The organism is Enterococcus sp. LJL51 (assembly GCF_054871795.1).
The window spans coordinates 1-24,441 of record NZ_JBTXLW010000017.1; the positions used below are offsets into that span (position 1 = coordinate 1).

General features: G+C 39.6%; 18 protein-coding genes and 1 pseudogene. 2 read left to right on the forward strand and 17 right to left on the reverse strand.

Annotation, left to right across the window (positions count from 1 at the left end; genetic code table 11):
* Window positions 1–341, forward strand: a 341-nt coding sequence (locus ACYSNQ_RS14170; RefSeq protein WP_426084232.1) for a transposase, incomplete at its 5' end; no start/stop codon positions are given.
* 25 nt (window positions 342–366) lie between these two features.
* On the opposite strand, the pseudogene ACYSNQ_RS14175 reads toward ACYSNQ_RS14170, so the two are convergent.
* Window positions 367–909 (reverse strand): annotated as a pseudogene (locus ACYSNQ_RS14175) (peptidoglycan amidohydrolase family protein); the annotation flags it as partial.
* Between the two features lie 137 nt (window positions 910–1,046).
* Window positions 1,047–1,547, reverse strand: coding sequence for a hypothetical protein (locus ACYSNQ_RS14180; RefSeq protein WP_426084233.1), 501 nt, complete (start codon window positions 1,545–1,547; stop codon window positions 1,047–1,049).
* A 2,670-nt stretch (window positions 1,548–4,217) separates the two neighbouring features.
* On the opposite strand from ACYSNQ_RS14180, the gene ACYSNQ_RS14185 reads away from it, so the two are divergent.
* Window positions 4,218–5,081: an RluA family pseudouridine synthase gene (locus ACYSNQ_RS14185; protein WP_426084234.1), complete on the forward strand. Its 864-nt coding sequence runs from the start codon at window positions 4,218–4,220 to the stop codon at window positions 5,079–5,081.
* Between the two features lie 328 nt (window positions 5,082–5,409).
* Here the strand turns inward: ACYSNQ_RS14185 and ACYSNQ_RS14190 are convergent, their stop codons facing one another.
* The 15 genes from ACYSNQ_RS14190 to ACYSNQ_RS14260 all read right to left on the reverse strand — a co-directional run bounded on the left by ACYSNQ_RS14190 (window position 5,410) and on the right by ACYSNQ_RS14260 (window position 24,433).
* On the reverse strand, window positions 5,410–6,141 hold the full coding sequence (locus tag ACYSNQ_RS14190; protein WP_426084235.1) for a hypothetical protein: 732 nt from the start codon (window positions 6,139–6,141) through the stop codon (window positions 5,410–5,412).
* A complete protein-coding gene (locus ACYSNQ_RS14195) occupies window positions 6,128–8,818 on the reverse strand; it encodes a YfhO family protein (RefSeq protein ID WP_426084236.1) in 2,691 nt (896 codons plus the stop codon). Before ACYSNQ_RS14195 ends, ACYSNQ_RS14190 begins: the two co-directional genes overlap by 14 nt.
* Before the next feature lie 88 nt (window positions 8,819–8,906).
* Window positions 8,907–9,560, reverse strand: a complete 654-nt coding sequence (gene lepB, locus ACYSNQ_RS14200; RefSeq protein WP_426084237.1) for a signal peptidase I — start codon at window positions 9,558–9,560, stop codon at window positions 8,907–8,909.
* A 17-nt stretch (window positions 9,561–9,577) separates the two neighbouring features.
* Window positions 9,578–10,402 (reverse strand): signal peptidase I, encoded by an 825-nt coding sequence (lepB, locus tag ACYSNQ_RS14205; RefSeq protein WP_426084238.1) that lies wholly within the window; start codon window positions 10,400–10,402, stop codon window positions 9,578–9,580.
* Between the two features lie 12 nt (window positions 10,403–10,414).
* Entirely contained in the window at window positions 10,415–11,080 is a 666-nt protein-coding gene (locus ACYSNQ_RS14210) for a hypothetical protein (protein WP_426084239.1), read from the reverse strand.
* Between the two features lie 23 nt (window positions 11,081–11,103).
* Window positions 11,104–12,204, reverse strand: coding sequence for a DUF916 and DUF3324 domain-containing protein (locus ACYSNQ_RS14215; protein ID WP_426084240.1), 1,101 nt, complete (start codon window positions 12,202–12,204; stop codon window positions 11,104–11,106).
* An 82-nt stretch (window positions 12,205–12,286) separates the two neighbouring features.
* Window positions 12,287–13,024: a WxL domain-containing protein gene (locus ACYSNQ_RS14220; RefSeq protein ID WP_426084241.1), complete on the reverse strand. Its 738-nt coding sequence runs from the start codon at window positions 13,022–13,024 to the stop codon at window positions 12,287–12,289.
* Window positions 13,025–13,059: 35 nt separating this feature from the next.
* Window positions 13,060–13,854 carry a WxL domain-containing protein gene (locus ACYSNQ_RS14225; RefSeq protein ID WP_426084242.1) on the reverse strand — a complete coding sequence of 265 codons (795 nt, stop codon included), beginning with the start codon at window positions 13,852–13,854 and terminating at the stop codon, window positions 13,060–13,062.
* Window positions 13,851–14,207, reverse strand: a complete 357-nt coding sequence (locus ACYSNQ_RS14230; RefSeq protein ID WP_426084243.1) for an LPXTG cell wall anchor domain-containing protein — start codon at window positions 14,205–14,207, stop codon at window positions 13,851–13,853. The genes ACYSNQ_RS14225 and ACYSNQ_RS14230 overlap by 4 nt, the downstream gene beginning before the upstream one ends.
* 14 nt (window positions 14,208–14,221) lie before the next feature.
* The gene (locus tag ACYSNQ_RS14235) at window positions 14,222–17,950 is read right to left on the reverse strand and encodes a pectate lyase-like adhesive domain-containing protein (protein WP_426084244.1); all 3,729 of its coding nucleotides are present in this window, start codon (window positions 17,948–17,950) and stop codon (window positions 14,222–14,224) included.
* A gap of 227 nt (window positions 17,951–18,177) precedes the next feature.
* Window positions 18,178–18,897, reverse strand: a complete 720-nt coding sequence (locus tag ACYSNQ_RS14240; protein ID WP_426084245.1) for a winged helix-turn-helix domain-containing protein — start codon at window positions 18,895–18,897, stop codon at window positions 18,178–18,180.
* 810 nt (window positions 18,898–19,707) lie between these two features.
* A complete protein-coding gene (locus ACYSNQ_RS14245; protein WP_426084246.1) occupies window positions 19,708–21,222 on the reverse strand; it encodes a phosphohexomutase domain-containing protein in 1,515 nt (504 codons plus the stop codon).
* A gap of 43 nt (window positions 21,223–21,265) precedes the next feature.
* Window positions 21,266–21,727, reverse strand: a complete 462-nt coding sequence (argR, locus tag ACYSNQ_RS14250; RefSeq protein ID WP_426084247.1) for an arginine repressor — start codon at window positions 21,725–21,727, stop codon at window positions 21,266–21,268.
* A gap of 233 nt (window positions 21,728–21,960) precedes the next feature.
* On the reverse strand, window positions 21,961–23,478 hold the full coding sequence (locus tag ACYSNQ_RS14255; protein ID WP_426084248.1) for an ABC transporter permease/substrate-binding protein: 1,518 nt from the start codon (window positions 23,476–23,478) through the stop codon (window positions 21,961–21,963).
* A complete protein-coding gene (locus ACYSNQ_RS14260; RefSeq protein WP_426084249.1) occupies window positions 23,471–24,433 on the reverse strand; it encodes an ABC transporter ATP-binding protein in 963 nt (320 codons plus the stop codon). The genes ACYSNQ_RS14255 and ACYSNQ_RS14260 overlap by 8 nt, the downstream gene beginning before the upstream one ends.
* Between the last annotated feature and the right edge of the window lie 8 nt (window positions 24,434–24,441).

A 24,441-nucleotide genomic window follows, 5' to 3' on the forward strand; every position in this document is an offset into this window, starting at 1 on the left:
CAGAATGCAAGAAGAAGCTTTCAGATGAAAAAACAGGTTCGATTTATCGACAACGGAAAATCGATGTAGAACCAGTGTTTGGGCATCTAAAGGCTCATTTGGCGTTCCATCGTTTCCATTTACGTGGGAAACAAGGAGCGAAGATTGATGTTGGTTTGGCTCTCATGGCACTAAATCTAAGAAAATTAGGAAAATATATGGAGAGAAAGAGAAGGGAAGAAGAAAAAACAAGCCCGATTTTGACATTCATCATCAAAATCGAGCTTGTTTTCTTTTTGAGAGTGGATTATGTCCCAGTCTCTGTTCTATTTTCTAATTTTAGAGATTTTGAAAAGTACTAAAATAGATATTTCCTTCTATTTTCAATTATGTCAAGTCTTGCTCAAGAACCCAACTACTGATTTCCTTCAACAGATACGCCTTTTTAGAATTTGGATTATTTACATTTTTTACTTGCTGAACTGTATAGGTCTTATTCTTAACCCAAGACGGAATACGTTCTAAAGTTTGGTATTGTGTTGCGTGATTAAGTAGTTTCACTTTTTGCCCTACTTTAAAGCCTTCCGCAATTTCTCCAGTTGTGTTTCCTTGATACCAGTAAATTGTGTTAGCCGGTCCACCATTATATGACCAGATTTGATCATGGTTATTAACAGTTATCCCGTTATATCCGAAATTACAATGAATAATCTTCTCGGAATCTACAAAGACACCAGTATGTCCCGCAGCACCACTTGAAGCACCTCGGTTACCCCAAATAAAGATATCCCCTCGTTTTGCATCAATATAGCCATTTACTTCAGGAAGAGCTTTCCACCCATTTGCTTCAAGATGATTAAACAAACTATCTGTATTTCCCATTGTCCCCACTGGAAGAAATCCACCAGCCTGTAAAGCATAGTAACCGGCACTGGAACAGTCATCCTATTCTTAGTTTATTTCAATCCACAAGCGATAATCAGTTAAACATCAGCATGAAGCTTTCCTGTTTTGTGTGTCCTTCTCTGTGATGATTAACCTTCTATATGTTAGTGGGTTTTGGATAGTTAGCAGAAACTAAGCTGATACCCGACATTATTATATTCATCAATCTTAGTTTGGATACGCTTCTTGTAATACTTCACTGCTGATTTAGTCATATCAAGATATTCTGCTGTTAACTCTTCTGTGTTCTGTTCACCATAGATAGACATAAAAACATCTTTCTCCGCTGTATCCAATAACCCTATGGCTTCGGTCAAAACTCTTTTCTCTTCTTCATCAAGTTCTCTAATTTCTATATTCCCTGTAGACAGTTTATGAAATGATTCCATTTCTCGGATATCTCCCCATAGCTCTTCCCGCTGCTGCTCAGATAAATCAGTTACTTTGCTTGTATCATCAAACGTTCTTTCCCTTCCTTCAATCAGCCAGAAAAGAGCGTACTCACCAAAAGGAAAATTACTTAATTCAGCGGCTACAACTTCAGCCATCAGGCAGCCATCGGAATTTCGAACGCGGACTACTGTATATTCACCTAATACTTTACATAAATCTTTGAATTTCATCGCTTCGCTCTCCGTTCAAAGAAATTTCTGAACGGTTAGGACATTCAAATATAAAAACTACAATGGATATATATACCCATCTGTCAGACAATCAAAGAGAAAAGACTTTGGAAAAATTCATAAGTCATGTGAATTTTTAGTTGTACTGGGTCAAAAACTGGGTCAAAATTTATTTTTATATATTTGAAACAGGCTGGATGCCTTTAACGTAAGGATATTCAGCCTGTTTCTGGTTTCTGTGTAGAAATTATTAAGTTTTTGCTGTGATGTATTAATCCTCAATTCAGCTTACGATAAAATTCCATTTCCATATTTCGTAGGCTTCCTTCAATTTTTGCTTAAATATGTACTTTAACCTCTTTGCTCCAACTGCTCTCTTATAACAAAGAAATCATAGCATCCGTCCTTTCAGAATTTTATTTCCTTCCAATTTTTATGCTATATTTTGCTTACTCAAACTTCCTATCTAATAAATACAAACCATTCCGACAGCCATTCTTAGTTAATCATTCATTTAAAAATAAAAAACTTCCATCATAAATAATTTTAAAATTATCAAAGAATCCGTCATAGAAATTTCACAACTTCCTTGTATTATTAACTCATACCAATAAACAACCCTAACAAACACTTTTTCATTTTTAACTCCTTTTCCCGCCCTCCCCCAAAGGGCGGGTCCTTTTTTATTTTCACTTCAAAAATCATCTTAACCCTCTCTTAATTTTAAAACCTTACGGAATTTTGTGTACTCTTTCATTAACTGTGCTTATTTAAGTAGAACTAACTTGTAATGATATAAATTCTGATGCATCTAAAAGTCACTCCCTACAAAAGTAAATCACATACAAATAGACGGATATAACTACTTTTAACTTTATTTCAAATGCTCAATGGGAGGAAATTCAAAGAAAACAGCTTCTATTTTATAAGCCTTAATGTCTTCTTTACCTTTTTTTACATTTAAAGAAAGATTCCTACATAAAAAATTCATATTTCCCTTGTATTATTAACTCATACCAATAAACAAACCCTAACAAACACTTTTTCATTTTTAACTCCTTTTCCCGCTCTCCCCCAAAGAGCGGGTCTTTTTTTGTAGTTTATTAAACTAAAGGCTGTTTTTTCTAAAATAAACTACTCCTGATTTAAAGCTTCTATGAGCTTACCGTAGAAACTATTCCAAGGTTTGGCATTTGTGGAAAATGAGTGAGAGATAGTTTTTGCTGCTATCCTCAAATGAAATCCGCCTTTTTATCGATTCTGACTAGGTTCATCTTATTAAGTAGTTAGAGCAAACTCTTACTTAGTGTTTAACCATTTCCTAAAAACTTCTCTTCAATTCGAAAAAAAGATTTTGGCTGGAGGATAAATATATTTATAAATTTAAAACTTTTTTTAGTGAGAATCCGTAAATTGTAGCTTTACTACTTGAAGATGAAATAATCTTTATGGAGCATCGAAATAAATCCTTAGATTATATTCAACAACTTGGTATAAACCGCTATCCTCGGTAAAAAGAGCTGAAAGTGTTCATTATTACTACTAGAAAAAAATACAAAAAGCTAATCTTCTCTCTAATTCAGTTCAGAAAGCAGCCTAATTATTGCTATAATTTCAGAATAAAAGATACGCTATTTCTTTTACTTTTCATTGAATAGATTGGCTGTACAGCTATTTCTTATGTTTTCGTTAGTAAATCTTTTACACTTTTGAAAAGATTCCTACACAAAAAATTCACATTTTCCTTGTATTATTAGCTCATACCAATAAACAAACCCTAACAAACACTTTTTCATTTTTAACTCCTTTCCCGCTCTCCCCCAAAGAGCGGGTCTTTTTTTTTCTTTATTCAACATTAGTATGCTCAGTCCCTTAAACTCGGATAAACGGTGCTTCAGAAGTAACTACTAGCAGCGAGCTGCATCGATGTCCGCTCAACATCAGTGGTAAACCACTGTGTTTCAAGGCTCTTCGACAATAAGGCGGAAATTCGCAAAAATTTGGGAAACACCAGGTAGGAAGCAGTCAACATCGAATGGTTTACCTTCGTGTTTCCTGTCATTTTCGGAATTTCCGCCTTATTGCTTAGAATCACTGTAATTGCTCTTTTGAGCAGAACAGATGATGAAAAGTACCTACTTGGTGTTTGAAGCTAACCACTTCTGTCACAACCTTAGCTTTTAATCCAGCATGATTTTTTCTTATAGGACATATTTCCGCTTTCTATTAATTCAATTTGATGTCTTTTGTATTTATCTTAAAAGCCTGTTTCTTTTGTTCTAAAAGATAGACTGATTAATAATACTTAACCCGTTTAAAGGATTTCTTAATCATTCGTTAGTAAATTTTTTACACTTTTGAAAAGAAACATCCATAAAAAATTCATATTTAACTTGTACTATATAGACATACCAACAAAACAGTTTATTTGTTAAAAACATTTAAACTACTAACCCTAACACAACACTTTTTCATTTTTAACTCCTTTTCCCGTCCACCCCCAATGGACGGGTCTTTTTGTATGTTCCGAAAGGGTTCGAGGCAATACGCAGAAAATTTCTGCGTATTGCCTCGAACCCTTGATTTTGTATTGACCTTCTCTATGGATTTGTTACACTAAAAAAACAGAGTATTCATTTATTTTACTAACTACATAAAGGAGAACCTGCTATGGATATTTCAATTACTTTACCAGATAATTTTCAGTCTATGACCATTTCAGAGCTTCTGGACAAAGAGTGGCTAGTGCCCAGAAAAGTACGTCATTTTCTGCGTACTCGAAAAGGGGTGTCTATTAGTGGGCAGCCTGTGTCATTTCAGCATTCACCCCAAGCTGGCGATACCTTGATCCTACATTTTGAAGCAGAGGATTATCCTGCACCAAAGAGTCAGATTGGTGAAGCAGTTTCTTTAGATATCTTGTTTGAAGATGAACACTTAATTATTTTGAATAAGCCTGCCGGGCTTAAAACGCATCCTAATGAGCCAGATGAAACGGATACCCTATTGAATCACTTGGCGGCCTATCTTGCGCCTAAGGGAGATTTTCCCTTCGTTGTCCATCGCTTGGATAGAGAGACTAGCGGCTGTATTGTTTTCGCTAAAAATCAGTTTATTCTTCCGATTCTTAGCCGCATGCTGGAAAACAAACTAATCTATCGGCGTTATCAAGCAGTCGTTGCAGGTGAAATTCCTGAAAAGCACTGGATAATCCGAGATAAGATTGGCCGACATCGTCATGACCGACGCAAACGAGTGATTGACAATCGTAAAGGCGATTTTGCTGTCACTCATGTCGAGAAAGCTTTTTATAATACGAGAACGAATGAAACCTCAGTTTTTTGTACACTGGAAACAGGACGCACCCATCAGATTCGTGTTCACCTGAGCGGCAATGGTTATCCTATTATTGGCGATTCGCTTTATGGAGGAGCAGCGAATCAGCGGCTTATGCTTCATGCTTTTGAACTTCATTTGATTCACCCTTTTTCAAAAGAAGAAATCGTTGTTCAGACCGAGCCGGGCTTATGGTAGTATTTTCATAGAATATTTATATAAAAAACTAATCTCATAAAACAGCAGCAGCTCGTCACACTTGGTTGACAGTACAAAATTTGGAATATGCTCGTAAAGCTTGAGGGTCTGGAATAACAATAAATTCCAGACTCTTAGTATGCCTAAATTCGAATAAGCGGTGGTCGAGATTACGCTCTTCACAGCTTCTTTTCCCTTGTAATTAAGCTTTGACGACATATCTTCTTATTCCATCCTCATAATAATCCATTAAAAAACCCTAAGTTAGACTTTTAGTCCAACTTAGGGGCGCATCTCAATCTGTCTAATTTCTACATCCAAACTTTATCTATGTTCGATGATCAATGACATCGGCATAAATCTTTTCCGGCAGCCCTTCTTCTTTACTGAAAGTTACTCGGATACTACGACTAATGATGCTCGTTTCTTCCTCATCATTGTACAGTTCTATTAACTGTCCTTTTAATTTCTCTTTGTCCGCCAGCTTTTTTTCAAAGTCCGACATCACTTGGTCCAGTCCCTTAATCTCAAGAATTTCTCCAATTTTACGAACAGTTCCTTCCAATGATTTGCCATAATACTGACCCTCCCCTGTCCAGTTCACCAGCTCCAGCTGCTGACTCATTAGGCGAACCAATTTCTTTTCAGAGTCATAACTATAAACTGCCTGCAGGATACCTGAAGCTGCTAACTCTTCGGTACCCTTTTCGCGAAAACCTGTTCCGCTTACTAACGTCAGCTGATTTTCTTTTGCTGTAATCTGTTCTTCATTTAGCTCCATCGCTAAATTTTCCTTAGGAAACTCCTGTTGGATAACTGCCTGCAAGTCATGGAAGACAGGCGTTAACTCTACACTGAACCGCTCCGCTAAGTCCTGATCCAGTTCACTGGAAGGGATACTATATGTATACTCCCCCCAGTTTTTTTCACGTTTGGCTTGCCAGATAAAACCTGCTTCATCCTTAGGTACATCATTCAAGTCCTCTTTTGCTTTTTCCTGAGTACAGCCGCTTACTATGAATAGTGCCGCTAGGATAAGCCAGCTACTAATTTTCTTCATCTTTTATACCCTCTCCTTGTCCTTCTAATACATTCGGCTCTTGACCAGCCTCTATGCGTGTGCGCCTCCGATACAGCCAGAAACTGTACCCAAGAAACAGAAGCATACAGCCTACAAATAGGACCACACCCAGCACAAAGCCCTGAGGCATAAAGACAAACTCAATCGTGTGCTTGCCAGCTGTCAACGGCAACGTTAGCAAGGCCTCCTTAAATAAAGGAATTTCGACTTCCTCCCCATCTACATACGCCTTCCAGCCTTTATCATAGGGAATCGTAGTGAATAGCACCTGATCTTCTGAAAGATTTACTTCCCCGCTAACCTTTCGTCCTTCGGTTTTCAAGTTCACTCCCTTATCCTGCATCTTCTCCATCGCTTGACCAAAGACTTCTGTATCTAAAAAGACAATGTTCGGATTTAACATCTCTACATACCAGTTTTCTTCCTCTTCATACAATTGATTGAAGAATTCTGTTTTAAAGGTCACTGTGGTTTCTTCCTCATAGTAACCTAGGCGGTAAAATTGTCCAGTGACATTAATCGTTGACGTATAGTCCTGTCCGGCAACCTCCAACTTCACCTCTGTCGAGCCTAGCTCATCATGGTAAGTAGGATACAGACTAAAGTAAGCTTGTGTTTTTGCGGGAACCTTCACCTGCCAAGTAATTACCTGACTCTGATTTTTCTTTTTCGGTTTAAAAATGAAGGTTTCATTGCCTTTAATCTCACCTGTTGTTTGTTCAGAATTTTTTATACTCGTTATTTCAGGCTTGGTAAAATCAAAGTATTCGGTGGACTGACCAGATAATTGATTGAAGAGTAAGGTCTGATTTGCCACCGCATCTTCTTCATATATCGTATCATTTGTTAAAATCCCTAACGGCATAGCATACGCATTCTCATAAAGACCATATTCACCGCTGGTTGCTTGTAAAGTATAACCGTATTTTAGTGGGTCCTCTTTTGAAATATTGTACTTAATGCCGGTCAGCGCATCCATTAAAATCGTATTGTTATCATAGCGGACACTCAGCTGCGTTCCCCAAGAACGAAAGCCTAAATCGGCCATATAAATGGAGGAATGACGGTTCCGAATGGAGGAAAACATGGAAACTCCACTGTATCCAAAATTAAAGCTTTCATTTTCTGACAGCTTGTCCAGATTTTCCATACGATAAAAGCTGTCGTTTGCTTCCTTCGTCTGGTCGACTAGCTCCTTTAGTGGTGCATAGGGCTCTTCATATAGTGATGTCATGGGATAGCCCCACTCCTCTCCTAACCCGATAATCATATTCCGGGTATTGAGAAATAGCTCACCCATCGTTAGACCGACCAAGCCAACCGCAACTACTTTCTGCCAGCGGTTCTGCTTATAAAACAGAGTCAGCAGCACCAAATAGGCAATCAGAAAACCAAAGGTATAGATAAAGGAATCTTTATAGATATAGGTATAGCTACTGCCGCCAAACATCAGACGCCAAAAGTTAAAGGCTGCTAATAAGCCAATCCAGATAAAGAGCAGCATGGACAGTTTGTCTATATCTGCTTTTTCCACCTTTTCCCAAGCATAGCCAGCTAAAAGAATAACAAGAAACGAAAATAGGAAACTAAATCTAAAAAGCAGCATATTCGGCGAATGCATTCCATGCCAGAATAAGTTCAACGGTTCAATGTAGAAGCTGGCAACCAAGACCCCCAGCAGCCCGCCATAAGCTAGCTTTTCCCGTGAAGAAAACTTCTTGGAAACAAAATAGAAAAGAGCAAAAAGTAACGGCAATAGACCCGCATAGATAAAGGGAATCCCTTGATATTGCGTAGTATCATATACACCCACCATATTTTTTACAAGTAAATCCCACCAGCTAGTCGCATCTGTTTTTAATGTCCCAGCTTGGCTTAGGGCTTCTCCGTTGTTTTGCAAGTCCATAATGGTTGGTAAAATGACAACCATTGAAGCACCTCCTGCTAAAAAGGAGGTTACAAAATAGGAAAGGATACTTCCTTTGTATTCTCTGGGTTTGATAGAAAAGCGCGCCCAATAATAGAGAAATGAGAATACTCCCACAATAAAGGCCATGTAGAAATTCGATACAAACAACAGAAAATAAGAAACAAAAAGAAGCGTCGGTTTCTTTTGATCCATTAAACGATGAATTCCTAAAATAACTAAAGGCAGATACATGACCGCATCCAGCCACATCAAGACTTCTGAATAGACCAATGTAAAGGACATCAGCACATAACACTGACTTAGAATCAGTTGTACCCACCGAGGAACCTTGAAGGTTTGGCCTGCAAAAATCCAGGCTGAAAGACCGATACAGCCAAACTTCAACAGGGTTAATAAATAATATGTATCAGTCATTGACGCATTGTCAAAAAAGTACACTAGCGGGGTAAAAATCCCGCCCAGATAATAGGCCGCAAATGCCCAATAGTTTAATCCTAGCGAGCCATACCATGTATACAATAGGCTGCCTTCCCCTTTTAAAACATTGTGAAACCCAGCTAAAAAATGGGAATACTGTGTGAAGCTGTCACTAGTTAACACACTTCGTTCACTTCCAAGATAAATATCCGCCTGCCAATAGACAAAGGCTAAAATGAGCACCGGCAAGACGAAGCTCGCTACGCCGAACACTCCATTTACTTTTAATTGCTGCTTGATTTTTCCCATAGTACACCTCAATTTCTTTTGATAAAAAACGGCTGAAAATCAATCGATTCCAGCCTGTTCTTCTTTGTTTAGTTCTAGTTCTTTTTCTTTAGTTTACGCGGCCCAGCTTCGTAAAAGGATAATAACGATAAAGGACAACCCCTTCAAGCTGTTCTTCCTTAATAAAACCCAATGCTCGGCTGTCTTTGGAATGATTGCGGTTATCCCCCAAGACAAAATAGTGTCCCGCTGGTATAACTGACAGAGGTTGGATAGCACTAACTAAAGACTCCGACAGATTGACCTTCAAGGTACCATCCGGCATTTCCGTTGCCGAGCCATCTGTCAATACGGTTCCTTCAGTAATCTGTTGGTTGATAAACAGCGATGTTCCTTCCACCCAAATCGTATCTCCAGGCATGCCAATCACTCGCTTCACATAGGATTCCTTCTTATCTGCACCTGGCTGAAAGGTCACTAAGTCATAGCGATTCGGCAGTTGTTTCTTAAAAACAAAAATCCGATCCTGATTTTCCAATGTGGGAGACATTGACTGGCCATCTACTTGATGGGTTTTTATTCGTAAAAAAAAGAAGATGCAGCACAAAACAAACACTAGAAATAGGGCATTAGATACCCAATTTACCGACTGGTGTTGCTGCTCCGGGCGTTTGGGCCGTTTTCTATTTTTCTTTTTTTGTTGCAGCTGCAGCTGTTTGTTTGGTGGTCCGTTCTTTCTTCTTTGTTTTCCTTTTGATTCCATCTGCTGCACTACTTTCTTTAAAATTGTCGAAGCTTATGGAGTGGTAACAGACGCATGGTTACAACACCCACAATGTCTTTTGCCTGAATTACCCCATAATGCCGACTGTCTGTAGAAAACTGACGGTTATCCCCCATCACAAAGTATGATTTTTCGGGAATAATCCCTTCGGATAACTCAGGCAGCTCAGTGGTTGAAAAGTCATCTGTTAAAAAATAACCTTTTTCATTCGCAAGCTGTCGGGCATCGGCAAGAAAGAATTCAGATTTTAACTCTGTATTTATGTACAATTCATCCTCTTTGTAAGTAACCGTTTCCCCTGGAAGACCGATTATCCGGCGAATCGACAGCTCCTTTTTTTGAGGTTCTCGAAACAACACCAGGCTATAGCGACGCGGAACCCCCAATCGATTGACAAACAGCTGGTCTTTATCTCTAAGTGTTTGTGTCATAGAGTAGCCTTCTTGCTTATATACAGAAAACACTGTCAGACTGCCGATAAACAGCAATATCAAAAATACCGCTCCTGTAATTGTCAGCTCTTTCCTAAGATTCTTCCGCTTAGCACGCCTCTTCTTCTTTGAGAGGCCGATTTTTTTTGAGGAAAGCCTTTTCTTCGCTGGTACAGAACTGTCGTGTGCCTTCTTAGAAGCGGCTTCAGACCTTCTTTGATTCTTCTTTACGCGTTTTCTGCTCTGTCCACCACGTGCCGGCGGCTTTGCACCTGTATGTTTCTGCACTTTCTTGTGCGGAGTCTTCTTTTGGGGTTTAGCGGTAGATAGCGACTGGTTTTTATCAGTTCTCCTGCGTTTTTTCTTAGCCTGGGTCTCTGCTTCTACCATGATGATTCCACCTTATTTTTTCTGCTGTAATGCAGACTCGTTAATACCAAAGTAATCAATGACCTTCTTTTGCTGCTCCGTTATTTTTGTAATGTCCTTTAAAAATCCGTCATATGTTTCCTGATGCTGTAACGTATCCTTCGTCTGACTGTTTAAGTTCAACCCTAGCTCCTTGACAGAGGTATAGTAGCGATTTAACAAAAGCTGACCTTCCGTCGTAATCCGTGTACTGGAACGAATCCCGCCATAGCTTGCTAAGCGGGCTGCCAGTTCCCGTAAGGTTTTCTCAGCTTTGACCTGATTTTCCCCATCCTTTACCTGAGTCATAGCGCCTTCTGTTTCACTCATAAGATAGTATGCCTGCACCACATTTTCCGAGTCATAGTCACTTAGATTTGTTGCCTGATAATACTGGGCATAAAAGGCACCTCCGGCCAAGACACCGGCAGTCAAAAGTAATAGAATCCCGTTGCGAAGCTGCTTTTTCTTTTTCTTCTCTAAATGACGTATTTCCCGTTTCAGGCGTTTCCGTTTCCGCTTGTTCTTTGGTTTTCGTTGTTTTAACAGTTTGACTTTTTTTCCAGTTCCCATAGACAAAACTATCAAAAACAAAGTAACTAATAAACAGAGGATAGCGGCAGACAAGACGCCGACAAATAACCAATCCAATACTCCCATGTTTTCCTATCCTCCTCTAGTGATTAGGCCTTCTTCCGCCCATTTTTTTTCTTTCTTTTTTGTAGTTGCTTCTTCTGCTCTTTCTTCTTGTTCACTATACGTACGATGAGGAAAATAATCAGTAGTAATAGAAAAACACCGCCAGCGATTAAAACAATCAGCAGCCAGTTAATACCTCTTTCTTGGATCTGCCCTACATCTTGACTATTAAATTTTTCAGCTTCTTCATCAGTAATTGTAAATTTCTGGTCCCACTCCCAACGGCCTCCCGCTTTTGTCGTTACCAAAATATGTGCGTTATAGTCGCCCGCAATCATCGCTTCCCCATTTAATGAAACCGGAAAGTCAAACATCGAATTAGGTGCCATCCGCATATCTGCCTTCTTCGTATCATAAACAACTTCCTCTGACCCAGCTTTCATGATTTGAACTTCCGTAGTCATATCATCTGTATATACAGGCTGAATATTGGAATAATTAACAAAAATAGCATTTCGACCATTGTTCAGTTCAGGATAGACCTTATTCAGCTTCATATCCGGATCAATCACTGTATCAGTTTCACTCAACAGCATACCAATGACATAGGCATACTTATTGACCACCATTCCATCTTCCCTTGGTGCATCTTCACCTTCAATTTCCTGCAGTTGGATTCCACCAGCAATCACTCCATCAAAACCTGCCTCCGGCATTTTGATTGCTAAATCTACCATGATACTACTCTCAGCAGGAATGGTTACTTTTTCAGGACCAGTCACGATTTTCTCGAAATCATACTTCAAGGACGCATCGTTTTCGAGTTCATTGGGACCATATTCAATAACACCATTACTATTTGTTTTAGCACCGCTGAGATTTACAGCTACATCAATCGGATTTTTCCAAGGATTGCGTAATTCAATCTGAACGGTTTGTTCCTGCCCCGGCGTCATCCGTAAGTCAAAGTAGCTGGCATCGCTATGTTGGTTCTCTGGGAGAAGACTTTCATAGGAAAATCCAGACGCACGCTGGGTTGTTGAGGTACTGCTTTCCTCTGCCCACACCCGTAATCCGCCAAATACCCCAAAACTGATTATGTATAAAAATGCTATTAATTGTGTGATTCTCTTTGTGTTCTTCATGTATGTATCCTTTCTTAAAGAGGAAACGAGGTCTGCCGGCAGTTTAACCGACAGCCTCATTCCAGCTTACTCTTTTACTTAATTATCTAGCGTCTTCGATTTTCCAAGTAACTTCTGCTTGGTATTCGCCGTCACGTAAAATAACAGCACCTGGAATTTCCAATTGAACAGATTTATCTGCATTTGTTCCTAAATCACCAAATTGGATGTCATGTGTACCGAAACCTTTTCCAGCTTCTTTGTTTGTCAACACTGTAGATTCAGCACCATAAGTTAAAGCAAAGTTCGCAATTGCACCTGTAGGCATTGTTGCACCGTTTGTAGCAGATACTAATTTAGCATTTGAGTAGTTCAATTTTGCATTTGCCATTACATGACCAGATGTGTGTGTGAACTGTTTAGAAATTTCTGCTTTGATTGTGTAGTGGTTTTCCAAACCATCTGTACGGTGGTCTTGGAATTTCACGTAGTTAGGCATAGAAATTGCTGCACCGCTGCCATCTGCGCCTTCGTTTGTTTTGTATACATCTGCATCATAAGTTTTCAGATTTCCGTGAGTTAGCAACTCATTTTGTTTGAAATCTAAATGGCTAACAAAGATGATTTTCAAATCTTCATCGGCTGAGTTTACTGGTCCAGGGATAACTGGTCCTGTTGTTCCCGGAGGTGTATTAGTAGTACCTGTGTTGTTCTTCGTGAAGACGATTTTACCTTTACCTGTGTAGTCTCCTGGTGCTGCTTTTGTTGCGCTTGGCACTACAACTGCAACGCCTGCTGCTGCGATTAGTGCAGCTCCGATTAATTTGTGTGAAGTTTTCATTTGTGTTTCCTCCTAATAATATGTGTGTGTTTTATTTATGGCAACTCAGATAATATCCAAGTTAACACCGTTTGGTATTGGACCGGATCTTTTTTCGTTTTCCCCGGTACGAAGAGTGTTACTGCGCTGTTCTCATAAATTGGCTGGCCGCCGAAATCCGCATCTGAAATGGGATTGCCGTCTTTATCCAGCCTTGGACTCAAGGTATCTGCCTGACCGCTCTGGTTCTCAATTGAAGCCCCAAACTCGAGTGACCAAGTACCTTCCCCTGTTCCTTTTTTCGCTTCAGCCAGCGTATAAGTCTGACCGATATTATCAATACGGATGACATCCTTGGAAACTGCTGGTCCATTGGCCAAATCAAAGGTAGAGTTTACCCAAGATTTATCCATGGAAATCACTGCTCCTGTCAATTCCTTATTGGTTGTCGTTTCATTTTTAAATTGTGTTTCCTGCCGCAGCTGTAGTGTCCAGCCAGCACCTGTTCCCCGATAATCGGACACTTGAACAAAGTTTCCTCTCGGACCAGTATCACTGTGGAAAAGCTGAGCATTCGCTGCATACGTTTGATCTTCTGAAGAAATCTTATTGTTCCAGAAATTCAGTTGAGGAACAAATTCAATTCTCAACAGTCCATCGGTGCTGGGACTAGGTCCCGGATCAACGATATTCCCTGGATTTTCTGGGTCCAATACATCTTTTCCATACTCCCCGTCAAACGAAATCGTTCCATCACCCTGCCAGTTGCTTTCTGCCGAAACAGCGGTTGTACCAAACAGCAAACTACTGAATAAAACGAAAGGGACAGCGTATAAACAATGTTTTTTCATCGGCTGCCCTCCTCTTTCTCTTTCCTGCGCTTCCACAAGAAGAAAATCAGTACCAGCAGCACGAGTGCTGCTCCGCTAATGCCTAGGCTTTTCTGAATCAGCTCACCTGTCGACGGATATTTTCCCGGCGGCTTAGTAACTGAACTGGACGGGGTGGTACTAGATGACGGTGTTGTACTTGATGATGACGGTTCTGTCGTACTAGACGGCTCTGTACTGTCCTCATAAAATCCAACATTTCCGTTCGTTTGAACCGCGCCGCCTTCAGCCGCTAGAACCGGCTGTGTAAACAGCGTGAATGCCAGAGCAAGGAAAGAGACAATAAGCAAATGAAACCAAGTATTCTTTTTCATTGTGTTCCTCCTCATCAATTGGCATCCTGCAGTGTCCAAAGAATCTCTGCTTGATACTCACCCATTGCTTGAACACGGCCAGCCGGGATTTGTAATTTGAACCCATCTCCAGCCTCTGACCAGTTATCACTAATAACGAAGTCGCCGGCGGTCCCTGAACTATCTCGATAGATTTCTTGAGGAGAGCCGTTTAACGTCAATTCCGGCCTACTGCCGTATTTGTAGCGAAGTGCTCCCGGCAAGGTCTTACTTGTATCAGTTTGATGTGTTAAATCTTGTGTTACTTCAACCATCAGCTTCCAGCTATCGCGTTGTGCCCGTGTATCTGTAACAACCAACGGTTCTGTATACTCTGCTTTATTTACACGAGTATCTGTATTATTACTTCTTACCCCGAAGTTCAAAACTGATGGGCCGGAAGTAATTTCCAGTACACCAGCGATTGTTCCCGGTGTTTCCACTTGTGCTGTAGCAGTAATTTCTTCGTAGGTCGGAGTAGGATTTACACCTGGTACAAATGGATTATTGCTTTCCCGCGGCGAATAACCTAATGCTGTTGCTTCATTTTTCAGCTTAAAGCCAACTGCATTTCGATTGATGACTGCATCAAACGTAATAACTGCTTCAGTAGAAGATGCTAAACTGCCAGCGTTCACTGTCAGTGTCCGCGTACCTTCGTCATACGTTACAGCACCAGCAGCTGGGTCAGTATTATTAATTTTTAGATTAGCTGTTGCCAGTTCAAAATTAATACCTGTTGGTAAGACATCTGTAATTGCAACGTCTTTCCATGTGGTGTCTAAAGTTGCTGCTTTGGTATTTCTAACAGTCAGCGTATAACGGACTACATCATTTACCTGAATACCAGAAGTAATTTCTGTCCCTTTTCGGTAGAATTTTTGTTCCTTTGTCAAACTTGACTCTGGAATAGAATCGCTCACAGTATATACTGTTGCTTTTGTGAATGTTGCATCCCGATAGGACAAATCATTTGGCGAAGGATTAATGTTTCCGTTTGCGCTATTCGTTGATGGTGCGGCTGGATCAAATGGCAGTTCTCCAGCCTGACCCGCTGCAACACCTGCATTATCCTGCAGATAAATGGTTACAGTGTCACCTGTATTTAGGTAAGCAGACAGATTATGTGTCCATTTGCCATCTGCACCAACTGTTCCAGCCGGAATCATTGTTCCCGCATTAGCAGTTGTTCCAGTAATTGTCAGGAAGACTTTCGCGCCTGCCTCCAGATTTTCAGCAATCAGCTGCTTCGTCGCATTTGTTATTTTGTCATCGACAACTTTTGCCGGTTCCGGCGGAGTTACATCGATGACTGTTGTTGACTTATCATCACCAGTCCACTTATTCGGTTCAGCTGGACCTCGTTCAGCATGTGCAGTAACCTGCTGTCCAGCTTTCTGGAAGTCCACAGGAACACTCGCATATCCATTGGCGTCCGTTAAGATTGGTCCATAATTGTTGCCGTAAGTGTCTGTAAAGTACACTGAGGCTTCTCCTTGACCCGCATATACCGGCACCAAAATCGTATTCCCGTCCTGATCATAGCCTGTCGGTCTTTCACCTAAATAAACACGAACCTTCAACGTTTTATCGGCATCCGTTGTTGGATTCCAGATAACCTCCGGCGGTGTATTTCGTCCAGCAATTCTTTTGACAACTGGCGGATTAAATTTCCCTAAGGTTGTTGCAAAGTTAGCATCAGTTGCTACAGGATATGGATTGGTATTAGCTGCTGCATACGTATCTGAGTTTTGGCTGTTCATTTTAAACCCGCCAACCTTCACATATTCCTCTGAAGCTAAGCCGTCAATATCAACATTGCTTGACCCGCCTGCAGCACCATTCCGCCATAAACTGATATCTGAATTGATGATCTCAAAGCTGTTACTGTTTCTTCCATTTGCAACAGATAATCCATTGTACATATTGACTGCTCGATAACTACCATTATTACTAGCTGTATTATTGGTCGAGTTTCGAATGTCAAACGATTTTGGACTGTCCAATACAAAAGAATTATTAGTAGAGCTTGCTTGTGTTTCAATTGTTCCCGTGTTAGTACCTGTTTTCCCATAAGCAAAGAAACTTGCTTCTGGTTCTACAATAAAAGTATTACGGTGCGTAATAGCATTATAGCCATCTGCAAACGGACCAGGTCCGCCTCCATAAGTTAAAACTGCACCAGTCCCTCTACTAATCAAGTTAAGCGTTGCATCTTTTTTCACTCGAACAGTAGAATCATAGGTGTCAAAACGCCAGGCATTTCCCTGCATATCGATGTTTAATGTTGCTCCTTCATCAATTACTGCGTCGCCGTAATCCCCATAAAACCCAGGATATGAAGCACCTGTTGTTACGTTTTTCAGGTAGACAAATGAATCTTTACCTATTGTCAACTCGCCAGTTGCTCCGGTTGTCTTCTTATCAATTCGGTCTACAAACCAGACAACTGAATAATTAGAGTATTCAGTAATCCCTCTAAATGAGGTACCTGGCTCAACAATCAGACTTCCTAAATAGAACGGCTCACCTGTCACACTTAAGGTTACTTTTCCTGCCAGGGTTACTTCTGCTTGATAGCCTACAACTGCACGAGCTACACCTGTATAAGTTGCATTGTTATCATCGATATCCGTATTGACATTAGTAAAACGGAAATACCAATTTCGAGAATATGGTGCATTGGCATTTTCTCCAGCAACTGTTGTATCTACACCAGGAGCACCAACAAAACCATAGGAATATCCATTTTCTGCACCAGGTTGTGCAATACTCAAATCCTTCAAATGAATCATTGACCGAGTTTGTTGGCTGCCGTCAGCTGCGGTTTCGGTAAAGCCAGTTGGCGCATCACTTGTACGCAGCATTTTAGAACCTGAAAGTGTTAAGCCGTACTCCTTTTTAGCTCCAGTCCCATCTACATAACCTCCATCAATCACGACAGATGCTTTACGGTATTCATCTGCGTTATCTCCGAAAATTGTTGTTGATACACCATCTACTGAAATATTCTCACTGGCAATGCTTGCAGTCAGCTTAATTTTAGTTACAGCATTGTTCTTATACGCACGAACAAATTCTGTCCAGTTAGATACATAAGCTATATTGGCATCAGGATTAAAGTTGCCTTTTGCAGCATAGTAGGCTGCATCAGCCAAATCTAATTCTGAATCTGTTGAAGGAACATACGCCATTGGCGCAACTTCCAAACTTTTAGAATATTCTTGTCTTTCAAAATCTTCCTGTGTGGGTGGTGTCATCAGATTTTCTGTTAAATCAACTGATGAATCTGCAAATGCCAGCTTTGCTTCAGCAAGCGTTGTTTGCTTACTACTTACTAGTTTTAAATCTGCAGAAGCCGCTTCCTCAGATTTTTCAACTAAGAATGTTGTTTCAAAAGCTTCAGTTCCTTTTTTAATTTCTAGTTTTTTACTGCCTTCATTGATTGTTGATACGATAAGCTCACCATCAAAAGATTTGGATAAACCTTCTTGAATCACTTCCTCGCTGACATCTTTCAACCCGCTATAATTCAGAACTAATTCCTCATCTACAGGATTTTGAACCTTCAGCGTGACTGACTTCGTCGTTTCAGAAACATCTGATACTTCAAAACCATATTCTTCTTCTGAAGCTTTTATATAAGAAGCTCTAAAGACTGAACCTACAATCAAAATCGCGGAAAGCAGCACTAACCAAAAATAAGACTTTTTTCCGATTTTCATTTATTCATCTCCTCTCCCGTAATATTTTTATGTACTTGTCTTAAAAGAAGTACATATTTATTTCAATCTCCTTCAAATCATTAGTGAGCAAAGATTTCATATTGTGTTATCGCCCGCTTCTATTTTGTTGGAAAATGAAATACCGTATGTGTGTCACCGTCACTCCTGATAATCAGACAAAGCCGCCATGACAATCCCCATTCATATCTTCGACTTTCCTAAAATAATCATTCTTTGATAACCAGCATGTAGCCTTTCGAACGAACTGTTTTAATATAGACGAAAGGAGTAGACTTTCCTTCAAGCTTTTCTCTTAAATGGAAAATTAAGTTAGCAACTTTGTAATTGCTGTTTTTTTCATCGAATTCTCCATCCCAGACCTCTTCATACAGCTCTTTATAAGTAACAGCAGAGTTGATGTATTTATATAAGGTTTCCATCGCATGGTATTCTAAGCGTGTTAAAGGAATTTCTCCCTTACCTTTTACATTAATGCTGAAGTTTCGAGGAATCAGCTCTAGTGTTTTATCACTAGTCGGAGTAACAGATACTGATTTTTCAGTGCGTTTTCCCTCATTATTATCAGGATGTTCTTGTTTCCTATATAAGCTATTTGTAATGGTCAAGCGAAATTCTTCACTATCAGAGTCCTCAGGTATAATTCCTACCGCTCCCAACTGCAGGTAGACAGAGCGCATAATTTTAGCAGAATCAGATGAAAAAACCCAAACGAAAATCCCTGAATATTCTTTAAGCTTTAACAGTAAACTGCAAGTATTACTTACGTCTTCTGCCGGGTTCTCTCTAATTACGACTGCATCCAGACTATTGATATATGTATTAAAGTTTTCATCTGTCAAAGAAACAACGTTTATTTGATTCTTCTTAAGATTTTCTACATACTTATCTGATATATCCGCTGATAACGTTATTACTCCTAAATTCATAGGATTTTCCCCCTTCATTCAATTTACATCGCTCGTTTTTCTACAGATTTCTGTTTTCTTGAAATCCAATAGATTTATGTATTAAAAGTATTAAGTTTGAGAAACTAATTAAAAACATTGAATTTATACAGGTTAAAGACGCTTTTTTTGAAGCGACGGCTTAAATGACGGCTTAATATTTTCAACTAAATATGGATATAGCTGCCTTAAATTGTTGATAAATAGGGAGGAAAATCATTGAATATTTGTGACGGCATTTGCGACGGCTTAAACTGTTTATAAATTTCTGTTTTTTTTTTAAAAGGCTAGTTATACCTGTTGATTGTATGAAAAAAATTACTATTCATTGTTTTTTTATCATTTTTTTGCGAAAAAAATTAAAAAATTGATAAAAAACTAGCTAGACTATTCTTTGTTTTTAATTTAGAATTAACCAAGAAATGAATTTGATTTATTTTTTTGTATTTAAAATAAAAAAAGTTTCTCAAACTTAATACTTTTGAGAAATCTTTTTTTACTACAACAGCATGAATTCTTACGTTCATATATATTTTCGCTGAAAGAGTTTTGATTTTATTTTGTTCATGAAGACAAATTAACCATCATTAAACAAAAATAAATACTTCTTCACACGTTATCTTTTTTTCATCGTCTTATTTTTTTTAAAAAACAGTGAGATTTTTATTTTTGTTTTCACTTTTTTATTAAAAAATAATTTTATATTCAGTTTTTTAAACTTCTAACTAAAAAAACATCGGAAATAACGACTTTTGTCGTTTTCCGATGTTTTTCTATCGTATATATTCTTATTTATAGTAACTGATTTAAGCTTTTACAATCTAGAAAGCTATAATTCTTAAAAAACTCAGCTAATTTAATCAACACAGTCTGATTCTTACCTTTTAAATCGTTTTCTATCTGTAGAACGAGTAAAGGTTCATGGAGACTCATGCGAAGTAGAAACCACCCTGAGCCATACTTTTCTAAAACATCCACTCTAATTCCTTCATAATTCTCCTGATCAATAGCAAATCCTGCTGTGTTCTTGGCAAAAACCTGCATGTCGTAAATCACTTGGTTTCCATAAGTCTGAACATCTTCTGTCTGAATCTTAAAGCGCAGCTCTTGAGTCTCCACAGGTTGCTTTAAGGTCCCTATCAAGTCGCTCAGTGTCTTTCCTTCCTGCTTTAATCTCGGCAACAGCATCAGCAGCTTAGCGATGACATAGGCCCCGTCATCCAGATTGTAGTTCTCTTTAAACGCTGCATGACCACTAGTCTCTATTGCTAGTGGCGTTTCTATCCCTTCGCTGTTCAGTTCAAGCATCTTGTTAATAACATTGCGGTAGCCGGAAATATAGCGTACCTGTTTTCCGCTTTTTTCTTCAATAAATGTCTTCAAATGGCTGGAGGTCGGTGAGTTAGTGACAATATTGCTGCCTGGGTATTCTTCCAACACAATGGTTGCCAGCAGTGCAATTAAATTATTTCGATTAATGACTTCTCCACTTCCGTCAACAACTGCTGAACGATCGACATCTGTGTCAAAGATTACGCCTAAGTCTGCTTGATTATCCAGTACTGCCTGACGAATGCTTGCCATGGCTTCCTTATTATCAGGATTGGGGATATGATTTGGAAATGTTCCATCTGGTTCTAAAAACTGCGAACCCGAAATATCAGCTCCCAGTTCAGCTAATACTTGTTCTGCAAAAAATCCGCCAGCACCATTGCCGGCATCTACAACAATCCGAAAGCCTGCTAGCGGCTTAGCTTCCTCTGTTTTCATCCCTTTGCGAATTTTCAGCACCATATCCTTCGCATAGGTTTGGATAATCTCAGTTTTTTCTATTTTACCTGTTTCTTCTATTAAAGGCTGCTCACTGTGTTCAACAATATAAGCGATATCTTCTTTTTCTGCCCCGCCACTTCTTGTAAATAGCTTTAAGCCGTTAAAATAGTAAGGTAAGTGGCTAGCCGTAATCATAATTGCTGCATCGCAGTCATACTGAGGAAATTGTGTTGCCATAAACATTGCTGGCGTAGTAGCTAGTCCCAGGTCCAGCACTTGTATACCATGACAGACAAACGAGTCACTCAATGCCTGTTTCAAGATATCTGCAGTAATCCGGCTGTCATGACCAATCCCGATTTTTAATTGACCTGCTTCCTGTTTTTCTCGAAGCTCCTTCTTATCCCTTAACCAATGAATCATACCTACTCCGATTTTTTTCACTTGTTCAGGGGTTAAATTCGCCTGATATTCTTCTGTACTTACTGCAATCCCTCGAAAATCAGACCCATTTTGCAGCGCTTTCAAATCCATGTAGCAAAACTCCCTTCATTTGTTTGGTTATTGTTAAACTCTTTTATTCGTTTCTCATCATTGCTTCCAGCCGCTGAACAAGTATCTGTGCTTCCTGCTCTGACCTAGTAATGATAATAATCGTATCTACTCCTGCAACAGTTCCGGCCACTTCACTATAGTTCACCTCATCAAGAAGATTGGTTACCACATCCGCTCTGCCCATATCTGTGCTAACGATAACTGTAAACTGAACTCTTTCAATACGGATAACAGAATCCTTGACTGATTCCTTTAGCTTGCTTTCTAAGCTTTCCGTTTTCACCTGTGAAAAGATGGCATATTTTACTTTTCCATCTGAATCATGGGTTTTAACAATGCTCATTTCTCTAACATCTCTAGAGACGGTCGCCTGAGTCGCCTTAACGCCGGCAGCCTTCAAACGTTCAATTAGCTCTTCTTGTGTCTCTATTTCATTCTCAGTAATAATCTGACGAATCAAACGCTGACGATCTACTTTTTTCATGTTGCAACGCCCCTGTTTAGTATTTTCTTACATTATAACGAAAGTCTTAAAAAAAATCAGTTCTTTTTGGTAAATTTTACTCTTTTTACAGAAATGGATAAAAGTAAAGAACTGGAACAAGAGGTTCCAGTTCTTTACTTGTGCTCTGCCGCTGCTCCATATTTCAAATAATGGAGAGCGGGTATCGTCTAATCAACATGGTAGCTAGAGTACTCTGCTGATGAAGCAAAAAGCTATTCTTTAATCATTTGGTGCTTCACTAAATAATCATGGGCTACCTTTTGCGGGTCATGTCCTTCTACGTTTACTTGGTAGTTCATCTCACTCATTTCTTCTTCTGTGATTTTATCAGTCAGCGGAGACAGCCATTCTTCCAGTTCAGGATATTCCTTTAGCGTCTCTTCCCTCAGCAACGGAGCTCCCTGATAGGGAGGAAACAGCTGCTTGTTATCTTCCAAAGTAACCAAATCATATTGTTTCAGCTCACTGTCAGTGGAATAAGCATCCACAATATTCACATCACCATTATTGATTGCCTGATAGCGCAGAGAAGGCTCCATCGACTGAACCTCCATTGTCAATCCATAGACGCTTTGAAGTCCCTTATATCCGTCTTCACGGTCAATAAACTCAAGAGTAAAGCCTGCCTTTAGCTGTCCGCTGACCTTTTTCAAATCTTCTATCGTCTTCAAGCCGTTTTCTTCAGCAAAGCTTCTCTTAACAGCTACTGCATAAGTATTTTGATACTTCATCGGTGCCAAATAAGCCAGTTTGTCCTGTTTTGCGATTTCTTCTTTTGCATACGTATAGACCTTCTTCGGATCATTAGATGTATTTGTATTTTCCGGTAAAAATGTTTCCAGTACTGTACCAGTAAATTCAGGATAAATATCAATTTCACCAGATTTTAACGCATTATATAGGAACGTCGTTTTTCCGAAATTCGGTTTTAGCTCTACATGGACATCACTATTTTCTTCAATTAATTCTTTATACATGTTGATGATAATATCAGGTTCAGCACCTAATTTTCCTGCAATAGTTATTGTTTGCTGCTGACCGCCGGCATTAGAATAAATAAATGAACCTCCTAGCAGTGCAAATAATAGCACAAAGGAACCGACAATTCTTTTCACGCTGGACTTTTCCAACAGATGAATTCCGTAATTGAACAGCACTGCCAGAACCGCAGAAGATATTGCCCCAATCAGAATCAGCGAAACATTGTTTCGGTCAATCCCCAGAAGGATGAAGGTTCCCAAACCGCCGGCACCAATCAATGCCGCCAAGGTGGCCGTCCCAATAATCATTACCGCGGCTGTCCGAATCCCTGAAACAATATACGGCAGCGCCAACTGCAATTCAAATTTTATCAGCTTCTCTTTTTTGGTCATTCCAAAGGCTTCTGCCGCTTCTTCTAGAGAAGGGTCAATTTCCGTTAATCCTGTATACGTATTCTGGAGTACCGGAAACAACGCATAGATTACCAGTGCAATGATTGCCGGAGGAGTGCCGATACCAATCAAAGGAATTAGCAGACCTAAAAGAGCTAATGAAGGAATTGTTTGAAAGATTCCAGTAATCTGCAAAATAACTTCTGCAATTTTTTTGTATTTAGTCAGTAAAATTGCCAAAGGTATGGCAATCAAGATAGCAATTAACAAGGATAACAGCGATAGCTGAATATGCTCCAACAATGACTGGAGATACTGATCTTTACGGGATACGAATGTTTCAATCAAATTATTCATCTACCTGCTCACCTGCCTTCAGCCGTTTTTCAAGAAATGCAACAATTGTGTCGGAGGTAACTGCGCCAAGCACTGTTTGATCATTTTTCACAATCAGCCTGCCTTCAACAGCAAGCAGCTCAATTACATCAGTTAAGCTGGTGGCTCCATCAATTTGGCGGACACCAGAATTTCCGGCTGCTTCCAGCAAGCCCATCTCATGTAAATCTGTCGCATTGTAATCAGCTAGTCCCAATGTTCCGTTTTGGAAAAATTGTGCTACAAACTCATTTTCAGGCGCTTTTCTAATTTGTTCAGGCGTATCTACTTGAACAATCTTTCCATCCTTCATGATACAGATTCGATCGCCCAGCAGCATCGCTTCATTCATGTCATGGGTGACAAAAATAATGGTGCTAGCCAGTTCTTTATGCAGCTCCTTAATCAACAGCTGCAGCTGGCTTTTGGAAATGGGGTCCAGTGCACTAAAAGGTTCATCCATCAATATAATATCCGGCTTCGCTGCAATAGCACGTAAAATACCGATACGCTGCTGTTCTCCACCTGAAAGTTCTGCCGGTTTCCTATTCATATATTCTTCAGGAGGCAGTCCTACCTTTTCAAGGAGCTCCTTCGTCCGCTGCCGGCGCTCTTCTTTTTTCCATGCTTTTAGTTCAGGAATCAGTTCAATATTTTCAGCAACTGTCATATTAGGAAATAGAGCAATTTGCTGCAGCACGTAGCCAATACGCAGACGCAGCTCTCTTAAATCATAATCAATCAGCCGTTTTCCTTCAAAATAAATATTCCCATCTGTGGGTTCAATCAGTCGATTAAGCATTTTTAATGTTGTTGTTTTCCCGCTGCCGCTTGGTCCTACCAGGACAAAAAATTCACCGTCTTCAATAGACAGATTGTATTCTGTCAAAACCTGCTGACTACTGTATTCCTTTGATACCTGTTGAAATTCAATCATTCTTCCAC

Coding starts and splice junctions, on each gene's coding strand:
- ACYSNQ_RS14180 (WP_426084233.1), bottom strand. CDS start 1,547: ATGAAATTCAAAGATTTATGTAAAGTATTAGGTGAATATACAGTAGTC.
- ACYSNQ_RS14185 (WP_426084234.1), top strand. CDS start 4,218: ATGGATATTTCAATTACTTTACCAGATAATTTTCAGTCTATGACCATT.
- ACYSNQ_RS14190 (WP_426084235.1), bottom strand. CDS start 6,141: ATGAAGAAAATTAGTAGCTGGCTTATCCTAGCGGCACTATTCATAGTA.
- ACYSNQ_RS14195 (WP_426084236.1), bottom strand. CDS start 8,818: ATGGGAAAAATCAAGCAGCAATTAAAAGTAAATGGAGTGTTCGGCGTA.
- lepB (WP_426084237.1), bottom strand. CDS start 9,560: ATGGAATCAAAAGGAAAACAAAGAAGAAAGAACGGACCACCAAACAAA.
- lepB (WP_426084238.1), bottom strand. CDS start 10,402: ATGGTAGAAGCAGAGACCCAGGCTAAGAAAAAACGCAGGAGAACTGAT.
- ACYSNQ_RS14210 (WP_426084239.1), bottom strand. CDS start 11,080: ATGGGAGTATTGGATTGGTTATTTGTCGGCGTCTTGTCTGCCGCTATC.
- ACYSNQ_RS14215 (WP_426084240.1), bottom strand. CDS start 12,204: ATGAAGAACACAAAGAGAATCACACAATTAATAGCATTTTTATACATA.
- ACYSNQ_RS14220 (WP_426084241.1), bottom strand. CDS start 13,024: ATGAAAACTTCACACAAATTAATCGGAGCTGCACTAATCGCAGCAGCA.
- ACYSNQ_RS14225 (WP_426084242.1), bottom strand. CDS start 13,854: ATGAAAAAACATTGTTTATACGCTGTCCCTTTCGTTTTATTCAGTAGT.
- ACYSNQ_RS14230 (WP_426084243.1), bottom strand. CDS start 14,207: ATGAAAAAGAATACTTGGTTTCATTTGCTTATTGTCTCTTTCCTTGCT.
- ACYSNQ_RS14235 (WP_426084244.1), bottom strand. CDS start 17,950: ATGAAAATCGGAAAAAAGTCTTATTTTTGGTTAGTGCTGCTTTCCGCG.
- ACYSNQ_RS14240 (WP_426084245.1), bottom strand. CDS start 18,897: ATGAATTTAGGAGTAATAACGTTATCAGCGGATATATCAGATAAGTAT.
- ACYSNQ_RS14245 (WP_426084246.1), bottom strand. CDS start 21,222: ATGGATTTGAAAGCGCTGCAAAATGGGTCTGATTTTCGAGGGATTGCA.
- argR (WP_426084247.1), bottom strand. CDS start 21,727: ATGAAAAAAGTAGATCGTCAGCGTTTGATTCGTCAGATTATTACTGAG.
- ACYSNQ_RS14255 (WP_426084248.1), bottom strand. CDS start 23,478: ATGAATAATTTGATTGAAACATTCGTATCCCGTAAAGATCAGTATCTC.
- ACYSNQ_RS14260 (WP_426084249.1), bottom strand. CDS start 24,433: ATGATTGAATTTCAACAGGTATCAAAGGAATACAGTAGTCAGCAGGTT.